Origin of the sequence: Neoroseomonas lacus (assembly GCF_014644535.1) — a bacterium.
Lineage (GTDB): Bacteria > Pseudomonadota > Alphaproteobacteria > Acetobacterales > Acetobacteraceae > Neoroseomonas > Neoroseomonas lacus.
This window is the reverse complement of sequence record NZ_BMKW01000018.1, coordinates 40,760-60,477: the sequence shown is the minus strand read 5'-3', so window position 1 is coordinate 60,477 and position 19,718 is coordinate 40,760. Positions and strand designations below refer to the sequence as shown.

21 protein-coding genes are annotated in these 19,718 nt (G+C 69.0%); 8 read left to right on the top strand and 13 right to left on the bottom strand.

The window, feature by feature from the left end; translation table 11 throughout:
* Window positions 1–285: 285 nt before the first annotated feature.
* On the bottom strand, window positions 286–768 hold the full coding sequence (locus tag IEY36_RS27035; protein ID WP_188972835.1) for a GcrA family cell cycle regulator: 483 nt from the start codon (window positions 766–768) through the stop codon (window positions 286–288).
* Window positions 769–977: 209 nt separating this feature from the next.
* On the opposite strand from IEY36_RS27035, the gene IEY36_RS27030 reads away from it, so the two are divergent.
* Together IEY36_RS27030 and IEY36_RS27025 are read left to right on the top strand one after the other, a co-directional pair.
* Window positions 978–1,496: a winged helix-turn-helix transcriptional regulator gene (locus IEY36_RS27030; RefSeq protein ID WP_188972833.1), complete on the top strand. Its 519-nt coding sequence runs from the start codon at window positions 978–980 to the stop codon at window positions 1,494–1,496.
* On the top strand, window positions 1,489–2,832 hold the full coding sequence (locus tag IEY36_RS27025) for an MATE family efflux transporter (protein WP_188972831.1): 1,344 nt from the start codon (window positions 1,489–1,491) through the stop codon (window positions 2,830–2,832). The genes IEY36_RS27030 and IEY36_RS27025 overlap by 8 nt, the downstream gene beginning before the upstream one ends.
* 334 nt (window positions 2,833–3,166) lie before the next feature.
* Here the strand turns inward: IEY36_RS27025 and IEY36_RS27020 are convergent, their stop codons facing one another.
* The 3 genes from IEY36_RS27020 to IEY36_RS27010 all read right to left on the bottom strand — a co-directional run bounded on the left by IEY36_RS27020 (window position 3,167) and on the right by IEY36_RS27010 (window position 6,493).
* A complete protein-coding gene (locus IEY36_RS27020) occupies window positions 3,167–3,679 on the bottom strand; it encodes an AAA family ATPase (protein ID WP_188972829.1) in 513 nt (170 codons plus the stop codon).
* A gap of 286 nt (window positions 3,680–3,965) precedes the next feature.
* The gene (locus tag IEY36_RS27015) at window positions 3,966–5,138 is read right to left on the bottom strand and encodes an acetyl-CoA C-acetyltransferase (RefSeq protein WP_188972827.1); all 1,173 of its coding nucleotides are present in this window, start codon (window positions 5,136–5,138) and stop codon (window positions 3,966–3,968) included.
* 119 nt (window positions 5,139–5,257) lie between these two features.
* Window positions 5,258–6,493, bottom strand: coding sequence for an alpha/beta fold hydrolase (locus IEY36_RS27010; protein WP_188972825.1), 1,236 nt, complete (start codon window positions 6,491–6,493; stop codon window positions 5,258–5,260).
* A gap of 326 nt (window positions 6,494–6,819) precedes the next feature.
* Here IEY36_RS27010 and phaR point away from each other — a divergent pair, with 326 nt between their 5' ends.
* The 3 genes from phaR (at window position 6,820) to IEY36_RS26995 (ending at window position 9,707) form a co-directional block, all read left to right on the top strand.
* On the top strand, window positions 6,820–7,410 hold the full coding sequence (gene phaR, locus IEY36_RS27005; protein WP_188972822.1) for a polyhydroxyalkanoate synthesis repressor PhaR: 591 nt from the start codon (window positions 6,820–6,822) through the stop codon (window positions 7,408–7,410).
* A gap of 91 nt (window positions 7,411–7,501) precedes the next feature.
* Complete coding sequence (locus tag IEY36_RS27000) at window positions 7,502–7,942, top strand: helix-turn-helix domain-containing protein (RefSeq protein ID WP_188972820.1); 441 nt, start codon at window positions 7,502–7,504, stop codon at window positions 7,940–7,942.
* Window positions 7,943–8,081: 139 nt separating this feature from the next.
* Entirely contained in the window at window positions 8,082–9,707 is a 1,626-nt protein-coding gene (locus IEY36_RS26995) for an ABC transporter substrate-binding protein (protein ID WP_188972818.1), read from the top strand.
* 53 nt (window positions 9,708–9,760) lie between these two features.
* Here IEY36_RS26995 and IEY36_RS26990 read toward each other — a convergent pair whose 3' ends face one another.
* The 5 genes from IEY36_RS26990 to phnC form a co-directional block, all read right to left on the bottom strand.
* Window positions 9,761–10,156 (bottom strand): rhodanese-like domain-containing protein, encoded by a 396-nt coding sequence (locus IEY36_RS26990; RefSeq protein ID WP_188972816.1) that lies wholly within the window; start codon window positions 10,154–10,156, stop codon window positions 9,761–9,763.
* A gap of 61 nt (window positions 10,157–10,217) precedes the next feature.
* Entirely contained in the window at window positions 10,218–11,054 is an 837-nt protein-coding gene (gene phnE, locus IEY36_RS26985; RefSeq protein WP_229681606.1) for a phosphonate ABC transporter, permease protein PhnE, read from the bottom strand.
* Window positions 11,051–11,953: a phosphonate ABC transporter, permease protein PhnE gene (gene phnE / locus IEY36_RS26980; protein WP_188972813.1), complete on the bottom strand. Its 903-nt coding sequence runs from the start codon at window positions 11,951–11,953 to the stop codon at window positions 11,051–11,053. Before phnE (IEY36_RS26980) ends, phnE (IEY36_RS26985) begins: the two co-directional genes overlap by 4 nt.
* A complete protein-coding gene (gene phnD, locus IEY36_RS26975; protein ID WP_188972811.1) occupies window positions 11,950–12,951 on the bottom strand; it encodes a phosphate/phosphite/phosphonate ABC transporter substrate-binding protein in 1,002 nt (333 codons plus the stop codon). The genes phnE (IEY36_RS26980) and phnD overlap by 4 nt, the downstream gene beginning before the upstream one ends.
* A gap of 22 nt (window positions 12,952–12,973) precedes the next feature.
* Window positions 12,974–13,774, bottom strand: a complete 801-nt coding sequence (phnC, locus tag IEY36_RS26970) for a phosphonate ABC transporter ATP-binding protein (RefSeq protein WP_188972809.1) — start codon at window positions 13,772–13,774, stop codon at window positions 12,974–12,976.
* 145 nt (window positions 13,775–13,919) lie between these two features.
* Here phnC and IEY36_RS26965 point away from each other — a divergent pair, with 145 nt between their 5' ends.
* The 3 genes from IEY36_RS26965 (at window position 13,920) to IEY36_RS26955 (ending at window position 17,051) form a co-directional block, all read left to right on the top strand.
* On the top strand, window positions 13,920–14,891 hold the full coding sequence (locus IEY36_RS26965; protein ID WP_188972807.1) for a Bug family tripartite tricarboxylate transporter substrate binding protein: 972 nt from the start codon (window positions 13,920–13,922) through the stop codon (window positions 14,889–14,891).
* Between the two features lie 86 nt (window positions 14,892–14,977).
* Window positions 14,978–16,591, top strand: a complete 1,614-nt coding sequence (locus IEY36_RS26960; protein WP_229681605.1) for an ABC transporter substrate-binding protein — start codon at window positions 14,978–14,980, stop codon at window positions 16,589–16,591.
* A gap of 133 nt (window positions 16,592–16,724) precedes the next feature.
* Window positions 16,725–17,051 (top strand): NIPSNAP family protein, encoded by a 327-nt coding sequence (locus IEY36_RS26955; protein ID WP_188972804.1) that lies wholly within the window; start codon window positions 16,725–16,727, stop codon window positions 17,049–17,051.
* 357 nt (window positions 17,052–17,408) lie between these two features.
* Here IEY36_RS26955 and IEY36_RS26950 read toward each other — a convergent pair whose 3' ends face one another.
* Genes IEY36_RS26950 through IEY36_RS26935 form a run of 4 tightly spaced genes read right to left on the bottom strand, consistent with a single transcriptional unit; the run spans window position 17,409 to window position 19,446 of the window.
* Window positions 17,409–17,867: a rhodanese-like domain-containing protein gene (locus tag IEY36_RS26950; protein ID WP_188972803.1), complete on the bottom strand. Its 459-nt coding sequence runs from the start codon at window positions 17,865–17,867 to the stop codon at window positions 17,409–17,411.
* Window positions 17,864–18,097, bottom strand: a complete 234-nt coding sequence (locus tag IEY36_RS26945; protein WP_188972801.1) for a thioredoxin family protein — start codon at window positions 18,095–18,097, stop codon at window positions 17,864–17,866. The genes IEY36_RS26950 and IEY36_RS26945 overlap by 4 nt, the downstream gene beginning before the upstream one ends.
* A gap of 12 nt (window positions 18,098–18,109) precedes the next feature.
* Window positions 18,110–19,153 carry a permease gene (locus IEY36_RS26940; protein WP_188972799.1) on the bottom strand — a complete coding sequence of 348 codons (1,044 nt, stop codon included), beginning with the start codon at window positions 19,151–19,153 and terminating at the stop codon, window positions 18,110–18,112.
* On the bottom strand, window positions 19,150–19,446 hold the full coding sequence (locus IEY36_RS26935) for an ArsR/SmtB family transcription factor (RefSeq protein ID WP_188972797.1): 297 nt from the start codon (window positions 19,444–19,446) through the stop codon (window positions 19,150–19,152). Before IEY36_RS26935 ends, IEY36_RS26940 begins: the two co-directional genes overlap by 4 nt.
* Window positions 19,447–19,718 lie beyond the last annotated feature (272 nt).

The following is a 19,718-nucleotide window of genomic DNA, read 5'->3' as shown; positions in this document are numbered from 1 at the left end:
ACGGCACCACCCATCCCCCACCCGAGGCGCATGCCTCGGGCAATGCGCGGCCGCGCGCGACCCACCGGCCGCCGCCAACGCACCCTCCCCGCGCGAAGCCACGCCGCGCGAATGCGCGGCACGCGGCGTCTGAGGATCCAACAAAAGACGGCCCGAGGCGCATGCCTCGGGCCGTGAGCGCAAAGCGCGACCGGGCGCGACCACCAATCGCCGCCGGCACACCCTACTCAGCGCGAAGGCCAGGGCCGCGAATGCGGCCCGCCCGCCGTCTGAGAGCCGAAAAAACTACGCCGCGTCTTCGCGACGATCCCGCGGCTTCACATAGGCAAGCGCCGCATGCTCGGTGCAATAGGGCTTGCCAGCCATCGGCTCGCCGCCGCAAAAGCTGAAGCCACTGGTCCCCGGCTCGCCGATCGGCCAGCAGCAGCTGCGCGACCCGAAGCGGGGCCGCGCCGCCGGAAAGGCCCGCACCACCGGGGCTGCCGGCACGGCGGCCACCACCGGCGCCACCGCAACCGGCGCCGCCCGCAGCATCGGCGGCGGCAGCTGGCGCGCGACGGGCATCGGCCGCGGCGCCCGCGGCACCGGCGCCGGGCGCGGCACCGCATCGCGGCGGATCGGGCTTGGACGCGCCGGCAAGTTCAGCCGGTGCGCCTTGCCCACCACCGCATTCTTCGAGATGCCCATTCGGCGTCCGATCTCGGCCGTCGAATGCCCCTCGGCCCACAACGCCTTCAGGCGCTCGATCGCTTCCGCGGTCCAATCCATCGCAAGCGTCCCCCTACATCCCCTAGACACAAGATACGGTAGGGCGAACCGTGGTCGACATACAAGTTCTGCGATGCACCGAGCACGCAATTTCCTGTGGACAAGCCGGGCACGGCAGCGTGATTGTCCCAAATTAAAACTTGCAACTTGCAAGGGTTGCAATCTGCAAGTTTTTGCCCTCCGATACGCCACCACCACCGGACACCCCCATGCGACCCACCGATTTCGGCGCCATGCGATGCCCCGTCGCCCGCGCCATGGCCGTGCTCGGCGAACGCTGGACCATGCTGATCCTGCGGGAGGCCTTCACCGGCACCACCCGCTTCGACGCCTTCGCCGCCAATCTCGGCATTGCCCCCAACATCCTCTCGACGCGCCTGGGCCACCTGACCGGCCACGGCCTGCTCGAGCGCGTCCCCGAAGGCGGCCGCCACGCCTACCGCCTAACTGACCGCGGCCGCGATGCCTTCACCCTCTATCTCGCCATCCGCGACTGGGGTGCGCGGCATTTCTCCGGCCCCGAGGGCCCGCCCACCCTGATGGTCGACATCGTCACCGGCGAGCCGGTCCGCGCCCCCACCCCTCGCCGCGCCGACGGCACGCCGATCGGCCCGGACGACGTCCGCATCCTGCCCGGCCCGGGCGCCAACAACGCCACCCGCCGCCGCTTCGGCACCCCCACCGAGCGCCCCTTCGGCACCCCCATCGAGACAACCCCCCATGAATGACGCCGCCGGCTTCGAGCCCCCGCCACCCACCACGCGGGACCGGCTGCGCCGCATCTTCGCCCTCGCCGCCCCCACCACCCTGCTCGCTGCGACGCAAGTCGCCGCGCTGCTCGTCGAACCGTGGCTCGCCGCGCGCCAGGGCACGCTGGCCCTGGCCGGCTGGGCGCTGGTGCTGCCCTTCGCCCTGCTGCTCGGCCAGATGACGGCGGGTGCGATGGGCGGCGGCGTGGTCTCGGCCATCGCCCGCGCCCTCGGCGCCAACAAACGCGACGAAGCCGCCGCGCTGGCCACCCACGCCCTGGTCATCGCCTGCGGCGGCGCGGCGCTCTTCGCCATCCCGCTCGCCCTCTTCCCGCACAGCCTGCTCGGCCTGATCGGCGGCCACGACACCGCCGAGGCCGCCGCCGCCTATTCCGCCTGGCTGTTCGGCGCCGGCGCATTGCCGACCTGGCTGGCCAACACCTTCGCCTCCATCCTGCGCGGCGGCGGCCGGCACGCGCTCGCGGCCCGCGGCATCATCGGCGCGTGGATCGTCTATCCGCCCCTTGCCTGGGCGCTGATGGAACCGGCCGGGATGGGCCTCGCCGGCGCCGGCCTCGCCTTTGCCCTCGCCATGACCGGCGCCGCGCTGATCATGGCCGTCGTGGTGATGTCCGGCGGCGCCGGCTTCACCCCCTCCCTGCGCACGCCCCTGCGCAAGGTGTTCTTCCACCGCATCCTCGCCGTCGGCTTGGTCGCCTGCGTCATGGCGACCATCGCCAACCTCGCCACCATCCTGGTCACCGCCCGCATCGCCGGCCACGGCGCGGCGGCGGTGGCCGGCTACGGCATCTCGGCGCGCATGGAATTCCTGATGATCCCGCTCGCCTTCGGCGTCGGCTCCGCCCTCACCGCCCTCGTCGGCCGTGCGGTAGGCGCCGGGGACTGGCCCGAAGCCCGCCGCATCGCCTGGACCGGCGGCGGTCTCGCCCTGGTCGTGACCGGCGCCATCGCCATCCCGGTCGCGATCTTTCCCGCCGCCACCGCCGCCGCCTTCACCACCGACCCGGCGGTGCGCGCCATCGCCACCGAGGCCCTGTCCATCATCGCCTGGGCCATGCCTGGCTTCGGCATCGGCATGGCGTTCTACTTCGCCGCCATGGGGGCGGGCCGCATGGCCTTCCCGGTCGCCGCGGGGCTGTCGCGTATCGCTCTCGCGGTCGGTGGCGGGTGGGTGCTGTCGGACCTGCTGGGTTACGGGCTGCCAGGGCAGTTCCTGGCGGTGGCGCTCGGCATCACGGCCTATGGCGCGATCTGCGCGCTGGCGGTGCGGCCGGGGGTTTGGGGGCGGCGGTGATGGCGCCTCGGAGAGGGGCGTCGCCCCTCTCCGAACCTCACCCCACCAAAGGCCTAAGGGCCTCTGGACACCAATACCTGGCGCCGGGCCCACCAACCGCGCTTCGGGCACAAAAGCATATCCGGGCACCCAGACTCACAACGGCGCCTCGCGCCGATAGACGGCATTCCAAAGTGCATTGCACTTTGGCGGGGTGGTTTGGAGGGGCGGCGCCCCTCCATTCTTTCCAAGGGGATCGTCGGCATAAGGGCCTCCAGGCACCAATGCCTGTACCGGGCCGGCCGGGCGGAACGCGCCAGGAAGCCCACCCAAGGCGCGGCCTTCTGAAAGGCTGTTACGCGATGTCGCGCATGGCCGCGACAATCCGCGCGACGCTCTCGGCAGGGGAAAGCAGCGCGGTATCAAGCACCAGATGCTCGCGGTCCCAGGCATCATAGCGACGCGCTTCAACCTGCCGCCAATTCGGCAGCGTCAGCCCCTCGACACTGGACGCCCTGCTTTCAACCCGGCGCCGGTGTTCCGCCCTGTCTGAACAGATGACCTCCACCTCGAGAAAGCCGACGCCTGCCCGTTCCGCGATAGCCCTGTAATCATCGCGCGTGATGCGGATGGGATTGACCGAATCCGCGATGACAATGCGGCCAAGGCCGAGATTGTCAGCCGCGACCCGATAGGCCGCCAGATACCCGGCAGGGCCCATCTCGGCACCGGGCGCCATCATGCCGGAGGCCCGAATGGCCTGCTCGATCGAATCGATGCGCAGATAGACCGCGCCAACCTCACGAGCCAGTTGCTGCGCAATGGTGCTCTTGCCCGCACCCGGCAGGCCCGCGAAAATCACGAACATCAGGATCCGCCCCTTCCCTGGCGCAACAGAGGCGGTCGGCCCGCATCCACACCGTCAATATCGAGGACCCGCCTTGCATCCCCATCTCACGCATGAGGCAAGGCCAGGAATTCGCGCTGGAACTCAAGTGATGTTCCTGCTCTGTTCTATAGAATCCGAGCAGATGCGCGCCCATAGCGCGCGGGTGGCTTAAAATTCGAAAAGTCTAAAATCTTAAAGTTCCTGTTTCCAAAGGCTTGGCCCTTGGCCGGTAGGTGCGGGAGGGGCAAAGCCCTCCCGCATCGCCTCACCGCTCAACGCACATCGCAACGCCCATGCCGCCGCCGATGCACAGCGTCGCGAGGCCCTTCTTGGCGTCGCGCTTCTGCATCTCGAACAGCAGGGTGGTCAGCACGCGCGCGCCCGAGGCACCGATCGGGTGGCCGAGCGCGATCGCCCCGCCATTCACATTGACCTTCGACGTATCCCAGCCGAGGTCCTTGTTCACCGCCAGCGCCTGCGCCGCGAAGGCCTCATTCGCCTCGATGAGGTCGAGGTCCTCATGCTTCCAGCCCGCCTTGGCCAGCGCCTTGCGCGAGGCCGGGATCGGCCCGGTCCCCATGATCGACGGGTCAACGCCCGCGGTCGCCCAGGAGACGATGCGCGCCATCGGCGTGATGCCGCGCTTCGCGGCCTCGGCGGCGGACATCACCACCAGCGCGGCGGCGCCGTCATTGATGCCCGAGGCATTGCCCGCCGTCACCGTACCGTCCTTCGAGAAGGCGGCGCGCAGCTTGGCGAGGATTTCCATGGAGGTGTCGGGCTTCGGATACTCATCATCCGAGACCACCACATCGCCCTTGCGGCCCTTGATGGTGATGGGCGTGATCTCGTCCTTGAAGCGGCCGGACTTCATCGCCTCGCCGGCCTTGCGCTGGCTGTTGAAGGCGAATTCGTCCTGCTGGTCGCGGGTGATCTGGAACTTCTGCGCCACGTTCTCGGCGGTGTTGCCCATGTGATAGCCGTGGAAGGCGTCCATCAGCCCGTCGCGCAGCATGGTGTCGATCAGCGCGAGGTCGCCCATCTTCTGCCCGCCGCGCAGCTGCTGGGCGTGCGGCGCCTGGGTCATGCTCTCCTGCCCGCCGGCGATCATGATCTTCGCGTCGCCCGAGGCGATCTGCTGCGCGGCCAGCGCAACCGCGCGGAGCCCCGACCCGCACAGCTGATTGATCCCGAAGGCCGTGTGCTCGACCGGGATGCCGGCGTTGACGGAGGCCTGGCGGGCCGGGTTCTGGCCCGAGCCGGCGGCGAGGATCTGGCCGAGGATCACCTCGTCCACATCGCCGCCCTCGATCCCGGCGCGTTCCATCGCCGCCTTGATCGCGGCGGTGCCGAGGACATGGGCGGGCAGCGAGGCGAAGGCCCCATTGAAGGAACCGACCGGCGTGCGGGCGGCCGAGGCGATGACGATTTCAGTCATGACTGGATAATCTCCCTTGGGGCGTTGCCGCGAAGATGCTCCTCGGCGCGCGGTGCTTCAAGCGGCGTCGCGGCGCCGCATCGCCGCCCGCCGGCAACCGCGCCCTGCCCGCCGCCGCGTCACGGCAGGCCGCCCAGCCAGGCGGCGAACGGCTGCCACAGCGCCCGCTCCGCGCCGGCGCCGGCGACCATGCCGATATGCCCGCCCGCGGCGATGTGCACGCTGCCCTGCCGCAACCGCGCCGCGGCCGCCATGGCCGAAGCCGGCGGCACGATGCGGTCGCGTTCTGGGATGCCGGCGAAGGCCGGCCCCTCCCAGGCGGCGGGGTCGATTACTTGGCCGGCGATGCGCCAGGCCAGCCGGCCCGGCTCATTGCGCCCATACCAGCCGGCCATGCATTGCCGCGCCACCGGGGCCGGCAGCGGCACGCCGTCATTGAGCCAATCCTCCAGCGCGACGAACAGCGCGGCGCGCTCGCTCTCCGGGGTGAGCCGGGCAAAGGCGCGGAATTTCTGCGCGATACCAAAGGGGTCGAGCATGGCGAACAGCGACTGGATGGCATCGACCGGCAACGCGCCGGTGGGTTCCATCAGCACCTCGAGCCCCGGCACCAGCCCCGCGGCGGTCCTCGCCCGGCGCGGCCCGTCCGGCCCGGCATGGAAGTCCCAGGGCGTGGCCAGCAACGCCAGCGCCCGCACCCGATCCGGCCGACGCAGCGCGGCGGCGAGTGCCAGCAGCCCGCCCATGCAATAGCCCGCCAGCACCACCGGCCCCGGCGCCGCCATCAGCGCGCGTTCGAGCCGCCCGGCAACATAGTCGGTCAGAGTAAAGAGCCGCTCCGCCTCGCCCGGCCAGCCCCAGTCGAGCAACAGAATGCGGAACCCCTGCCCTGGCAGCCAGCGCATCAACGACCGCTCCGGCGTGAGATCCAGCACATAGGCGCGATTGACCAGGGAGGGCACGAACAGCACCGCCGGCCCGTCCCCGCCGAAATCGAGCAGGCGGGACCCGCCCTCGCTCCAGATCGCCGGGGGGTCGGCCATCTCGCGCGTCCAGGGGTGGCGGCGATAGGCGGCGAGGCCGGCAATCATCGCCCGGTCGGCCCGGGCGAGGCGCATCAGCACAGCGGCCGAGAAGGCCTCAGGCGGGTGGCCGCTTGCCGCGAGGGCGCCGAGGATCCGGTCCTTTTCCTGGCGTCCCGCCTTCGAGATCGGCCAGGCGGCGTTCGAGTTCGGCCAGGCGTTTGGCCATGGCATCGTCGGCAGGTTGGTCGCCGCCGCCATGGCGCGCATGCCCGCGAGGCTCAGATGCAGCGGCAGCGGGCGCGGTCCACGGCGGCGCAACGGGCCGGTCATGGATGCCGTCCGGCCGGTGGCGCGGCGCCATGGCGGCGGCCGCGCGCATCCATGCCGCCCCGAGCGCTGCCCAGGCGGCCCATTGCTCGGCCAGTTCCGGATCGGCCGCCAGTCCGGCAATCTCGCTTTGCCACAGGGCGATCCAGTCCTCCGCGAGGCCGTCGATATCCTCAGGGGGTTCCATGGGGTGGTGGTCTTCCTCGCGCGGCGGACCATAGCCGCACCGGGGCGGAGAAGGAACGCACGGAATTTGCTGCTTTCGCTGCACCGCAATCCGCGTGCTAGGCTCGCGCCTGAACGAAGCAATAGAGTGAGGCGGGATGTCCATGTCCGGTAGTGCAGCCTCGGGCAGCGCGCAAGCGAGCGACACGGCGGCCCCGCCCGTCGTGGTGAAGAAGTATGCCAATCGGCGGCTCTACAACACCGAGGCTTCGACCTACGTCACGCTCGACGACCTGGCCAAGATGGTGCGCAACGGGCGCGACTTCGTGGTCTATGACGCGAAATCGGGCGATGACATCACCCGCTCGGTGCTCACCCAGATCATCGTCGAGGAAGAAAGCAAGGGCGGGCAGAACTTGCTGCCGACCGCCTTCCTGCGACAGCTCATTGGCTATTATGGCGACAACCTGCAGGGGCTGGTGCCGCGCTACCTTGAATTCGCCATGGCATCCTTCGGGCGGCAGCAGGACCAGATGCGCCGCACCATGGAGCATTCCATCGGCGGCTTCATGCCCTTTCCGAACATCGATGAACTGGGCAAGCAGAACATGGCGATGATGGAACGCGCCATGAGCCTGTTCGTCCCCTTCGGCCGGCGCGAGGAAACCCCCGCCGAGGTCGATACGCTGAAGGCGGAAGTCGAGGCACTTCGTCGCGAACTCGCGAGCCTGAAGGGCCCCAAGCCGGGCGGGTGAGGTTCGCATCACGACAGCGCGATGCGCCTGTAGGTAGATAAGTTACCTTGCTGCCACGCCAGTTTCGCGCTAAAGTATTAATGTGGCCAAGATGACGAACCCTTCCCCCTCAGCCGAAATCGAAATTGGCATCGACGATGCCTCGACGCAGCGCGCGGGCATCGTCGATCATCACGTTGGCGCACGAATTCGTGAGCGACGGACGATGCTCGGGCTGTCTCAGCAGCAGCTCGCGAAGATGATCGGGGTGACGTACCAGCAGGCGCACAAGTACGAGCGCGGCCTGAACAGGATCTCCGCTGGGCGCCTGTTCGAGATCGCCCAGGTGCTCAACGTGCCGGTTTCCTACTTCTTCGAAGGGCTGCAGCCCGGAACCGAGGCGCAGCCCGTCTCGTCCCGCCAGCGCATGTTCCTCGAACTGGCCCGCAATTTCGCCCTGATCGACAACGACAAGCACCAGGAAGCGCTGAGCCAGATGGCCCGCGCGCTGGCCGCGCAGTCCCAGTCCCATCAGCGCGACCGCGAAGACTGACGGCAGCACGATCCGCACAAATTTGGTGCAGATCGCAGAATCTTCGCATATCCAGGCGCCTTTTAACGCCTGACTGCCCACAACATCATCAGCCCTGTCTAGGGTGCGCCGCAGCAACCTGTTTGCAGCGGAGACCTTGATGCATTCCTCACTCAGCCGCCGGCATCTCTTTGGCGGCGGCGCGGCCCTCGGCTTGGCCGCCGTATTGCCCTACGACCTCGCCCAGGCGCAGACCCCAAGCGGCAACCTGCGGGTCGGCATGACCGCCTCCGCCGTCCCGCTGCCCAATGGCATGCCCGACCAGGGCGCCGAGGGGCACCGCTTCATGGGCATCACCATCTACGACCATCTGGTGACCTGGGATCTGTCGATCTCCGATCGGCCGGCCCCGTTGCGCCCGGGCCTCGCCACCGCCTGGCGCGTCGACCCAGCCAACCCGAAGCGCTGGATCTTCACCATCCGCGAAGGCGTGAAGTTCCATGACGGCAAGATCCTCACCGCCGAGGACGTCGTCTTCTCCTACAACCGGGCTTTCAAGAACGACGCGCCGGAATTCGACCCGCGCGGCTCCGCCCAGGTGCGCGGCCGCATGCCGACCCTGGTGAACTGGTACGCCGAAGGCCCCAACACCTTCATCGTCGAGACCCGCACGGTCGACAGCTTGGTCCCCTACGGCGCGACCTGGACCGGCATCACCCACCGCGCCGCCTGGGAAGCCGCCGGGCGCGACAACGACAAGTTCCTCCAGCAGCCGGTCGGCACCGGCCCCTTCAAGCTGGAATCCTTCAACATCCGCGAACGCGCCATCCTCACCCGCAACGCCGACTATTGGGATGCCCCACGCGTGCCGAAGGTCGCGCGCGTCACCCTGCTGCCGCTGCCCGAGGCCAATACCCGCGTCGCCGCGCTGCGCTCGAACCAGGTCGATTTCATCGAGGCACCGCCGCCCGACGCCATCCCGTCGCTGCGCCAGGCCGGCTTCAACATCGTGATGAACCAGTACGGCCATAACTGGACCTGGCACTTCAACAGGAAGGAAGGCTCCCCCTGGAATGACGTGCGGGTGCGCCGCGGCGCGAACCTCGCCATCGACCGTGCCGGCATGAAGGAAATGCTGGGCGGCACCATGGCGGAAGGTGGCGGACTCGTGCCCGTGGGCGGCCCGTGGAACCCGGTGCGCAGCCCGCGCCTGACCTATGACCAGGCCGCGGCCAAACGGCTGCTGACAGAAGCCGGCATCACGCCGCGCACACCGCTGCGCACCAAGGTCGCCATCTCCTCCTCCGGCTCCGGCCAGATGCAGGTGCTGGCGATGAACGAAGCGCTGCAGCAGCAGCTCAAGGAAGTCGGCATCGAGGTCACCTTCGAGGTGTTCGACTGGAACTCGCTGCTCGGCACCTGGCGCGAGGGGGCCGGCGCGGCATCCGCGCGCGGCTGTGACGCGATCAACGTGTCCTACACGGCGCTCGACCCCTATACGGCGATCGTCCGCCTGGTGAAGTCGGACCTCGCACCGCCGGTCGCGAACAACTGGGGCTTCTTCAACGACCCGGCCTATGATGCGCTGATCACCCGCATCTACGAGACCTTCGACATTACCGCGCAGGACGCGCTGGTGAAGGAACTCCATGACAAGGTGCTGGACGACGCGCTGTTCCTGTTCGTCGCACACGACATGAATCCGCGCGCGATGAGCAGCAAGGTGCATGGGTTCGTGCAGGCGCAGTCCTGGTTCCAGGATCTGACGCCGATCTCGCTGAGCTGATGGCTCCCGGAGAGGGGCAGAGCCCCTCTCCATGCCGCCCGTAATCCCCAACCTCACTTCCGCGGTTCGGGCATCTCCACCGCGCCGCCGGCATTCCGCCAGGCGGTGAACCCGCCCCCGACATGCGCGACCTTCTCCAGCCCCATCTCCTGCGCCGTTCGCGCCGCCAGCGCCGATCGCCAGCCGCTCGCGCAGTAGAACAGAAACCGCTTGTCCTCGGCGAAGACCGGCTTGGCGTAGGGGCTTTCCGGATCGATCCAGAACTCCAGCATTCCGCGCGGACAGGAGAAGGCACCGGGGATGCGCCCCTCGCGCTGGATCTCGCGCGGGTCGCGCAGATCGACGAAGAGCACGCCATCATCGCCGTGAAGGGACAGTGCCTGCTCGGCCGGCATCGTCTCGACCACGGCCTCGGCCTCGGCGAGCAAGGCCTTGTAGCCCTTCTTCATGCACATCCTCCGCTTGCTATCGGCGCGAAGGATGCCGCCAGGGCGGCACCGGCGGCAACCGTCAGTGGCGCAACCCGATCAGACGGCGCCGAATGCGACCGGAGATGAAGTCGATCGCCGCCACTGTCGCGATCATCAGCAGGATGATGAAAGCCACCTCGTCCCAATGACGGACGCGGATGCGCTCGACGATCTGCAACCCGATGCCCCCGGCGCCAACGACGCCGAGGATGGTCGCCGAGCGCGTGTTGCTCTCGAAGAAATACAACGCCTGCGCCAGCATCACCGGGGCGACCTGCGGCAGGATGCCGAAGCGGATGGCAGACAGCCGACCGCCGCCGGCGGCGATGACGCCTTCGGCCTGCTTCTTCTCGGCATTCTCGATGGCCTCGGCATAGAGCTTGCCGAGCACGGCGACATCCGCGGTGAAGATCGCGAGCACGCCGGCCAGCGGCCCGAGCCCCACCGCGCGCACATAGGCCAGCGCCCAGATCAGTTGATCGACGCCACGAAACCCATCGAGCACGCGGCGCACCGAGAAGCGCAGCAGCACGTTGCTGACAACATTGCGCGCGCCGAGGAAGCCGAGCGGTATCGCCACCATCGCCGACATGAAGGTGCCGAGGAAGGCCATGGCGACGCTCTCCGCCATGCCTTTCAGGATCTCGACCCATTGCTCGCCCGGCGAGGGCGGCACCATCAGCCGCACGATGGTGAACAGCCCCGACAGCCCGTTCCACAGTCGCTGCGGCGTGAAGCCGAACCACCACAGCGAGCCGATGAACCAGGTGATGAACACCGCCCAGCCGAGACCGCGTAGCAGGCGCCGCGCGAGGCTGTCGCCGAAGGCGGAAGGCATGCGTTCGCGCCACAGCGCGACATTGGCGTGCGGCATCATCGCGTACCCTCCAGCCGCCCGATGGCCGCGTGGCGCAGGCGTTCCGACAGCAGGTCCACCATGGAGACGGTGATGATGACGAGCACCACGATGGCGCTGATCTCCTCGTAGTAGTTGAAGGAAATCACTTTGTAGAGCTCCTCGCCGACGCCGCCGGCACCGACGAAGCCGATCACGCTGGCGGAGCGGATGTTCACCTCGAAGCGCAGCAGCAGGTAGGAGATGATGTTGGGCAGCACCTGCGGCAGCACCGCATAGCGGCAGCCATGCATCCAGGAGCCGCCGGCGCTCTGCACGCCCTCCCAGGCCTTGAGGTCGGCATTCTCGATCGCCTCGGCGAAGAGCTTGCCATTGGCGCCAGCCGAATGCAGCGCGATCGCCAGGATGCCGGCGAGCGGCCCGATGCCGAAGGCCCAGACGAAGATCAGCGCATAGACGATCTCGGGGATCGTCCGCATCGCTTCGAGCGTGCGGCGCGCGAGATGAAAGGCGAGCGGCGATGGCGTGATGTTGCGCGCCGCCGGGAAGGCCAGCAGCAGCGCGACTGCCGAACCCATCAGCGTCGCGACGGCGGCCATGTTGGCGGTCTCGAGGATCAGCAGCGACCATTCGGGCAGGCGGTACATCCAGAAGGCGATCGAACCTTCCGTCTCCGACCCCGCAAACAGTGTCGCCCAACGCAGGTCGGGCGTGATGCGGACGAAATACTCGCCGATGCGCGGCAGGCCGGCCCAGAGCGTCGCCGGATAGGCCTCGCTGACCCAGGCGGCGGCGAGCAGGCAGGCGAACAGCACGGCGCAACCCAGCAGCGCCTGGATGCGCTTCTGGCGTCGTGCCGCCTGGTAGGCTTCCTCCCCGCGGATCACCGCGGGGAGGCCGGTGGCGTAGGCTGCGCTCACGAACGCCGGCGGCGGGCGGCGGCTTCCTCGCGACGCAGCTCGACGATGATGTCGAAGGTCTGGTGCGTCACTTCGCGGTAGCCGGTGCCGGCGCCGCGCTCGACCTGCTGGTAGATGTCCGGATGCGCCTTCGGCAGCGCCAGGTGGAACAGCTTCATGTCTTCCTTGAAGGCGGCCGGCAGAGCGCTGCGCGCGGTCAGCGGGCCGTTCGGGATCGGGTCCGAGGTCCAGATGATGCGCAGGTCGGCCATGTTGAGCATGCCCTTGTCGACCATCGCGCGCAGATTGCCGCGGCTGTAGCCCTGCGACACCTCGCCCTGGCCCGAAGCCCAGGTCACTGCGCCGTCATACTGCTTCTGCAGCACGGCGACGACGCCCTGCTCATGCCCGCCGGCGAAGCCGGTGCGCGAGAAGTACTGGCCGTTCTCGACGCCGATGCCCGCGCGGCGCAGCGCGAAGCGCGGGATCAGGTAGCCCGAGGTCGAGTTCGGGTCGGCCCAGGCGAGCGACTTGCCGCGCATCTGCTCCAGGGTGGTGATGCCGGAATCGGCGCGCACCACCAGGACCGAGACGTAGGAGATCGAACCGTCATTCTCCTCCGGCACCACCAGTGGCTCGACGCCGCCATTGGTGTCGAGCCAGGCGCCGGCATAGCCGGAGGCGCCGAGGCTCGCCATCTCGATCTGGCCGGCCGAGAAGGCCTGCAGCACGCCGGCGTAGTCGGTCGCCGGGAACAGGCGGGTCGGCACGCCGAAGGTCGCCTCCAGCAGGTCGCGATAGGCGCCGAAGCGGCCCAGGCGATCGGACTCGTTCTCGCCACCCAGCAGGCCGACGCGCAGCTGCGGCACCTGCTCGGCCCAGGGGCGCTTGCCCGCGGCCGGGAAGGTGGTGCCGGCATCGAGCGTGCGGCGCATCACGGGCTGCGTCTGGGCGGCGGCGAGGCCGGGCGCCAGCATGGCGCCGGCGGCAAGGCCGGCAAGGCTACGACGGGTGATCATGGGGTCTCTCCTGCGGATGGGGTCAGGCGACGGCGGCGGCGAGGCGAGGCGTCGCACCAACCGCCTCGGCGGCCTGGGCGGCGAATTCTTCCTCGCTCACGCCATAGATCTCGCGGATGCGGATGGCCGTGAGGTCGTCCGGCGGCCCGTCGAAGACGAGCCGTCCGGCATTGAGCGCGACGATGCGGTCGCAATAGTCGCGCGCGGTGGCGAGGTCGTGCAGGTTCACCAGGACGGTGATGCCCTCGCGGTTCACGCCGCGCAGCGCCTCCATGACGATGCGCGAATTGCGCGGGTCGAGGCTGGCGATCGGCTCGTCCGCCAGGATGATGCTCGGTTCCTGCAACAGCGCGCGGGCAATCGCGACGCGCTGCTGCTGTCCGCCCGAGAGCGTGTCGGCGCGTTGCAGCGCCGTCTCGGCCAGATCAAACCGGTCGAGCGCGGCGAGCGCCATCGCGCGCTCCTCCGCGGTGAACATGCGCAGCAGGGAGGACAGCATCGGGCGGCGGTTGAGCCGGCCGACCAACACATTGGTCAGCACGTCGAGCCGCTGCACCAGGTTGAATTGCTGGAACACCATCGCGCAGCGCATGCGCCAGTCGCGCAGCGCGCGGCCGCGCAGGGCGGTGACGTCGGTGCCGTCGAAGACGATGCGCCCTTCCGTCGGATCGGTCAGACGGTTGAGCATGCGCAGCATGGTGGATTTGCCGGCGCCGGAGCGGCCGATCACGCCGACCATCTGGCCGGCGGGCACGGAGAGGCTGACGGCATCCACCGCTGTCTTGGCGCCGAAGCGTCGTGTCAGGCCTTCGATCTCGAGCATTGCGCCGGTCATCCTCGTGCTGCGGCGCAGTAGCAGCAGCCCGTGACTCGGCGATGACGGTTACATGACGGACGCGTTGCGCCGGCGGGTTGAGGCCTGGCTGGCCACACGGCACTGTGACGGCAACGAATCGGAGGATATCGCCATGACAACGCGCCGCGCCCTGCTCGCCGCCCCGCTCGCCTTGCCTGCCCTTGCCCGTGGCGCCGCCGCGCAGGGCAGTTGGCCGGAGCGCAGCGTCTCCGTGCTGCTCGGCTACCCGCCCGGAGGCGTCACCGACTTCGCCGCCCGTGCCGTCAGCGAACGCATGGGCCGCGCGCTCGGCCAGAGCGTGGTGCTGGAGAACCGGCCGGGGGCGGCGACGGCCGTCGCCAACACCGCCGCCGCGCAGGCGCGCCCGGACGGCTACACGCTGCTGATGGGGACGTCGACGCTCGCCATCAACCCGGCGCTGCAACCCAGCCTGACGCCGCGCGACCCGCAGACGGAGCTGACGCCGATCGGCACGGTGTTCCGCACCGCCTTCGTGCTGCATGTCCACGCCTCCCTGCCGGTGCGCAGCACGGCGGAGCTGATCGCCTATGCGAAGGCCAATCCGGGCAAGCTGAATTTCGGCTCCTCGGGCACCGGCGCAGTGAACCATTTGTGCCTTGAGCTGTTCCGCGCGCGGGCGGGGATCGACGTGGTGCATGTGCCCTATCGCGGTGGGGCGCCGGCGCTGATCGACCTGCGCACCAACCGCATCCAGGCGATGTTCAGCGCGGCCCAGGAAGCGCTGCCGCCGATGCGCGACGGCGCGACGCGGGGCCTCGCCGTCTCGTCCAAGGAACGCATGCAGGTGCTGCCGGACCTGCCGCCGGTCGCCGATACCCTGCCCGGCTTCGACGGCGTGTTCTGGCAGGGGCTGTTCGGCCCCGCCAGCCTGCCCGCGCCCATCGTCGCGCGCGCCGGCGCCGCGCTGCGCGAGGCGACGACGGACGCCACGCTGGTCGCCCGCATGGCGGAACAGGGCGTCGCGCTGACGCCGGGCGATGCGGATGCCCTGCGCCGAACCCTGGCCGAGGAGACGGTGATGTGGGGCCAGCTGATCCGCGAACAGAACATCCGCCCGGAGTAGCGATGGCGGGCGGCGGCCCGATACTTGCACACAATTTCCCTCGATCATCGCCACGCGTGGCGACTCTAAGGGAGAGCATGATGACCATGACTTCACGCCTGGCGCGCGGTGCCGTTGCCGCCGCCGCGCTGCTCGCGATCGGGGCAGGTGCCGCCGTCGCGCAGCAGCCGCGCACCTTGCGCATCGCCATGACGGCGGCCGATGTGCCCACCACCTCGGGCATGCCGAACAACGGCTATGAAGGGATGCGCTTCCTCGGCTACCCGATCTTCGAGCCGTTGGTGCAATGGGACCTCTCGCGCGCCGACGTGCCGGCCGACATCCGTGACGGCCTCGCCGAAAGCTGGGAGCAGGACACGGCGAACCCGAAGCTGTGGCGCTTCCGGCTGCGCCAGGGCGTGAAGTTCCATGACGGCACCGCCTTCAACGCCGATGCCGTGGTCTGGAACTTCGACCGCTTCTTCCGCAACGACAGCCCGCAATTCGACCCGACCGGCAGCGCCATCACCCGCGGTCGCATCCCGGTGCTGGCGTCGTATCGCAAGATCGACGAGTTCACCGTCGAGATCGAGACGACGCGGCCGGTCTCCTACTGGCCGTATCTGATGACGCTGGTCCTGATGACCTCGCCCAATTCCTTCGAACAGGGCGGGCGGGAATGGCCGCGCGTCGCGGCGCTGCCGCCGGCGGGCACCGGGCCGTTCCGGCTGACGCGCTTCGTACCGCGGCAATCGGCCGAGCTCGGCCGCAACGCCGAATACTGGCAGGAATCGCGCCGACCGCGCCTCGACCGCGTGGTGCTGCTGCCGATGCCCGAGGCGACGACACGCCTCGCCGCGCTGCGCTCGGGCCAAGTGGATTGGATCGAAGTGCCGCCGCCCGATGCCATCGCCTCGCTGCGCCAGGCGGGCTTCAACGTGGTGACCAATTCCTACCCACATGTCTGGCCATGGGTCTTCGCGGCGGGCCGCGCCAACAGCCCGGTCGCCGATATCCGCGTGCGCCAGGGGCTGAATTACTGCTTCGATCGTGACGGCATGGTGGCCCTGCTGAGTGGCACCGCCGAGCCTTCGGTCGGCTTCTTCAGGCCGAGCGATCCCCGCTTCGGGGCGCCGCAGAACCAATACCGGCTCGACCCTGCGCGTGGCCGCGCGCTGCTGGCGGAGGCCGGCTACAACGCGCAGCGCCCGTTGCAGCTCAAGATCGCCATCTCGCCCTCCGGGTCGGGCCAGATGCTGCCGCTGCCGATGAACGAGTTCATGCAGCAGTCGCTGAAGGAGAATTGCGGCGTCGACGTCGCCTTCGAGGTGGTCGAGTGGAACACGCTGCTCGGCTCACAGCGCGTCGCCCCCGACCAGCCGCAATGGCTCGGCGCGGATGCGACGAATGTGTCGCTGGTCTCGTCGGATCCGTCGCAGATGGCTCGCTGGTTCCTGTCGTCGAACTTCTCCCCGCGCGGGTCGAATTCCGGCCATTGGCGCGATGATCAGTTCGACGCCGCGGTCGCCGCGCTCGAGACCGCGACCGACCCGGCGCGCATCCTGCAACTGACCCGCACGGCCCATGAGCGCTTGGTCGACAGCGCGCCGTGGATGTGGATCGTGCATGACCTGAACCCGCGGGCGATGAGCCGCCGGGTGACGGGCTTCACCTCCGCCCAGTCCTGGTTCCAGGACCTGACGACGGTCGAGGTCCGCTAGACCCCGATCCACTCGCCGCTGGATCCGGTCGAGGTCCAGCGGCGGCGCTGCCGCCGTTCACGACGGCCGGCGAAGCGCTTCCCCGATCGCGCCCGGCAGGACATGCTGGCGCGCCTTGAAGGAGAAGCCGACCATGATCGTCGACCTGCGCATCTACACCTGCCTGCCCAACCGCGTGGCGGAGTTCGTCGAGCTCTACGAAAAGATGGGCTGGCCGCTGCAGCAGAAGCACCTCGGCAACTGCGTCGGCTGGTACACGACGATCGAAGGGTCGTTGAACACCGTCGTCCACATGTGGGGCTATGAGGACCAGGCGGATCGCGAGCGGCGCCGCGCGGCGATGGCGGCAGACCCCGCCTGGGCGGATTATCTCGCTGAGGTCGCCAAGCGCGGGATGCTGGTGAAGATGGAGAACCGCATCGTGAAGCCGGCGCCGTTCTTCGCGGCGCTGGGCAAGTAATTCCGGCGGCACGACGCGTCCGAGGGAGTGACGAAGCGGATACCGGCGGCCGAATTATCCGGCCGTTGATATGAGGGGTCGAGGTTGGAAGGGTACCGCCTCCATCGACCGCGGTCGGCAGCACGGTGCCCCCGGTTGGCATGGACATCCGCCAGATCGGGATGCAGGGCCGGCGGAAGCACGGGTTGATCTGCCAGCGGCTGTTCGCGTTGCAATTCCGCTTCTTCCAGATCGCGCTGATCGCCCAGCGCCCAGCGCCCATGGGGCGCATCCGGCAGCGCCGCCGCGAGGTCGAGCCGGATCATGCCCTCGGGCGGATCGGTCTCGGACGCTCTCGACGGCGCCGCGGCGAGATCGTCAGCAACAGCAGCCCGAGGCGGGCGCCTTCGCGGTATCACAGCAGGCCGACGCCTCGGTGGCTGGCTCGGCGCCGCCGCAACAGCCGTCCGCCGCCATCGGCGCGCCCACGGCATCGCCGGTCACGGGGAAGCCGCGCGCGGCCCAGCGTTGCAGCCCGTGCTGCATGTTCATCACCCGGTCATAGCCCTGGTACATCAGGTAATAGGTGGCCTTCAGGCTCCGCTGCCCGACCGCGCAGGCGAGAATCACGTCCCGGTCGCGCGGGATCTCGGCCCAGCGATGTTCGAACTCGCTGAGCGGAATGCGCAGCTGCTCGCACCCCGCGAAAGCGCGTTGGTTCACCTCCGCCGCTTCCCGCACATCGACCAGCAATGCGCCTTCGGCCAACAGGCGGCGGGAGGTCGTCGGGCAGACCTCGCGGGCCTCGGGGAGGTCCTTTCTCGCGGGTGCACTCATTTCAGCCAGCCCTCGACCATCGCACGGCCCGGCACGGAGCCGGCATGCACCACCTTGCCGTCCACCACCACGGCGGGGGTGGACATCACGCCGTAGCCCACGATCTCGCGCATGTCCTCGACCTTGCCGAGCGTCACCGCGGCGCCGGTGTCCTTCACCACCGCGGCGATCACCTCGGTGGTCGCCTTGCACCTGGCGCAGCCCGGCCCGAGCACCTTCACGTCCTTCATCACACGCCCTCCTCAGGCGAACAGCAGGTTGAACAGGAAGCCCACGGCGAGGATGCCGCTGCCGACCACGGCCACGAACACCGCGATAAGCTTCACCGACAGCACCTTGCGCAGGATGATCATCTCCGGCAGCGACAGCGCGATCACGCTCATCATGAAGGCCAGCACGGTGCCGAGCGCCGCACCCTTGCCGAGCAGCGCCTCGACCACCGGAATGATGCCGGCGGCGTTCGAATACATCGGGATGCCGATGAGCACGGCCGCGGGCACCGACCACCAGGCGTCCTTGCCCATGATGGAGGCGAGCAACTCCTCCGGCGCGTAGCCATGGATGAGGGCGCCGGCGGCGATGCCGGCGATGATCCAGTACCAGACGCGGCCGACGATCTCTCGCACCGCGTCCAGCCCGGCACGGATGCGGTCAGGCCAGGTGGTGGTCGCCTCGGGCAGGTCCACGGCGCCGGCGTGGATCTTCAGCACCCAGGGCTCGAGCCAGCCCTCCAGCTTCAGCTTCCCGATCACCCAGCCGGCGACGATGGCGATGGCAAGGCCGAAGGCGAGATAGGTCAGCGCGACCTGCCAGCCCAGCAGAACGAAGAGCAGGCCGAGCGCCACCTCGTTCACCATGGGTGCGGCGATCAGAAAGGAGAAGGTGACGCCGAGGGGCACGCCCGCCGAGACGAAGCCGATGAACAACGGCACCGCCGAGCAGGAACAGAAGGGCGTGACGATGCCGAGCGAGGCGGCCATCGCGTTGCCGATTCCCTCGTGCTTGCCGGCAAGCATCGCTCGGGTGCGTTCGGGCGAGAAGAAGCTGCGCACCACGCCCATGGCGAAGACCACGAGCGTGAGCAGCAGCAGCATCTTCGGCACGTCATAGAAGAAGAATGCGATGGCCTCGCCCAATTGCGATTGCCGATCGACCGGCAGCAACGACACGAGCCAGTTCGAGAAGGGGACGAGCAAGCTGTACAGGCCGGCCCAGGCTGCGATCCCGGCCGCCATGCCCGCGACCCAGGGCAGCGTCGAGGGGGCGCGTTCGGTGGTTGCGCTCATGCGGCGTTCCTTTCTGGGGCGGCGCGTAGGTCGAGGGCGGCATCAAGCAGGCGCCGCGCCTCGGGCGCCAGCTTGGGGTTCAGCCGGTAGCGCACCCATTGCGCGTCGCGACGATCCACCACGAGGCCGGCATGGCGCAGCGTCGCCATGTGGCGGGACATGCGCGACTGGCTGGCGCCGAGCCGTTCCATCAGTTCGCAGACGCAGTGCTCGTGCGAGTCACGCAGCAGCCGCAATGCGGCAAGGCGGGTCGGGTCGGCCAGGGCGGCGAGGAGTTCGACGGCATCGTTCATGGCGGCGGCGCATCCGTTCATCCGCATATACGCATTTATGAGCTGCGCCTGTCAATCCGGGCGTCGATGCGGCAGGCCTCGCAGGATCGCCGCCTGCCCAGTTCGCGCTCCGACGACGCCATGGAAATGATCCGCGGCCGGGGCGGAAACCAGGATACCCGCGCCGATCGCGGCCGGGGGGGGGGTTCATGGGACCGGGCCTTGACGGCCCGACAAGCCTGGGACCCTTTGGATCAAACGCTATCGCATCATAGGATATTCCCCTTGATGCA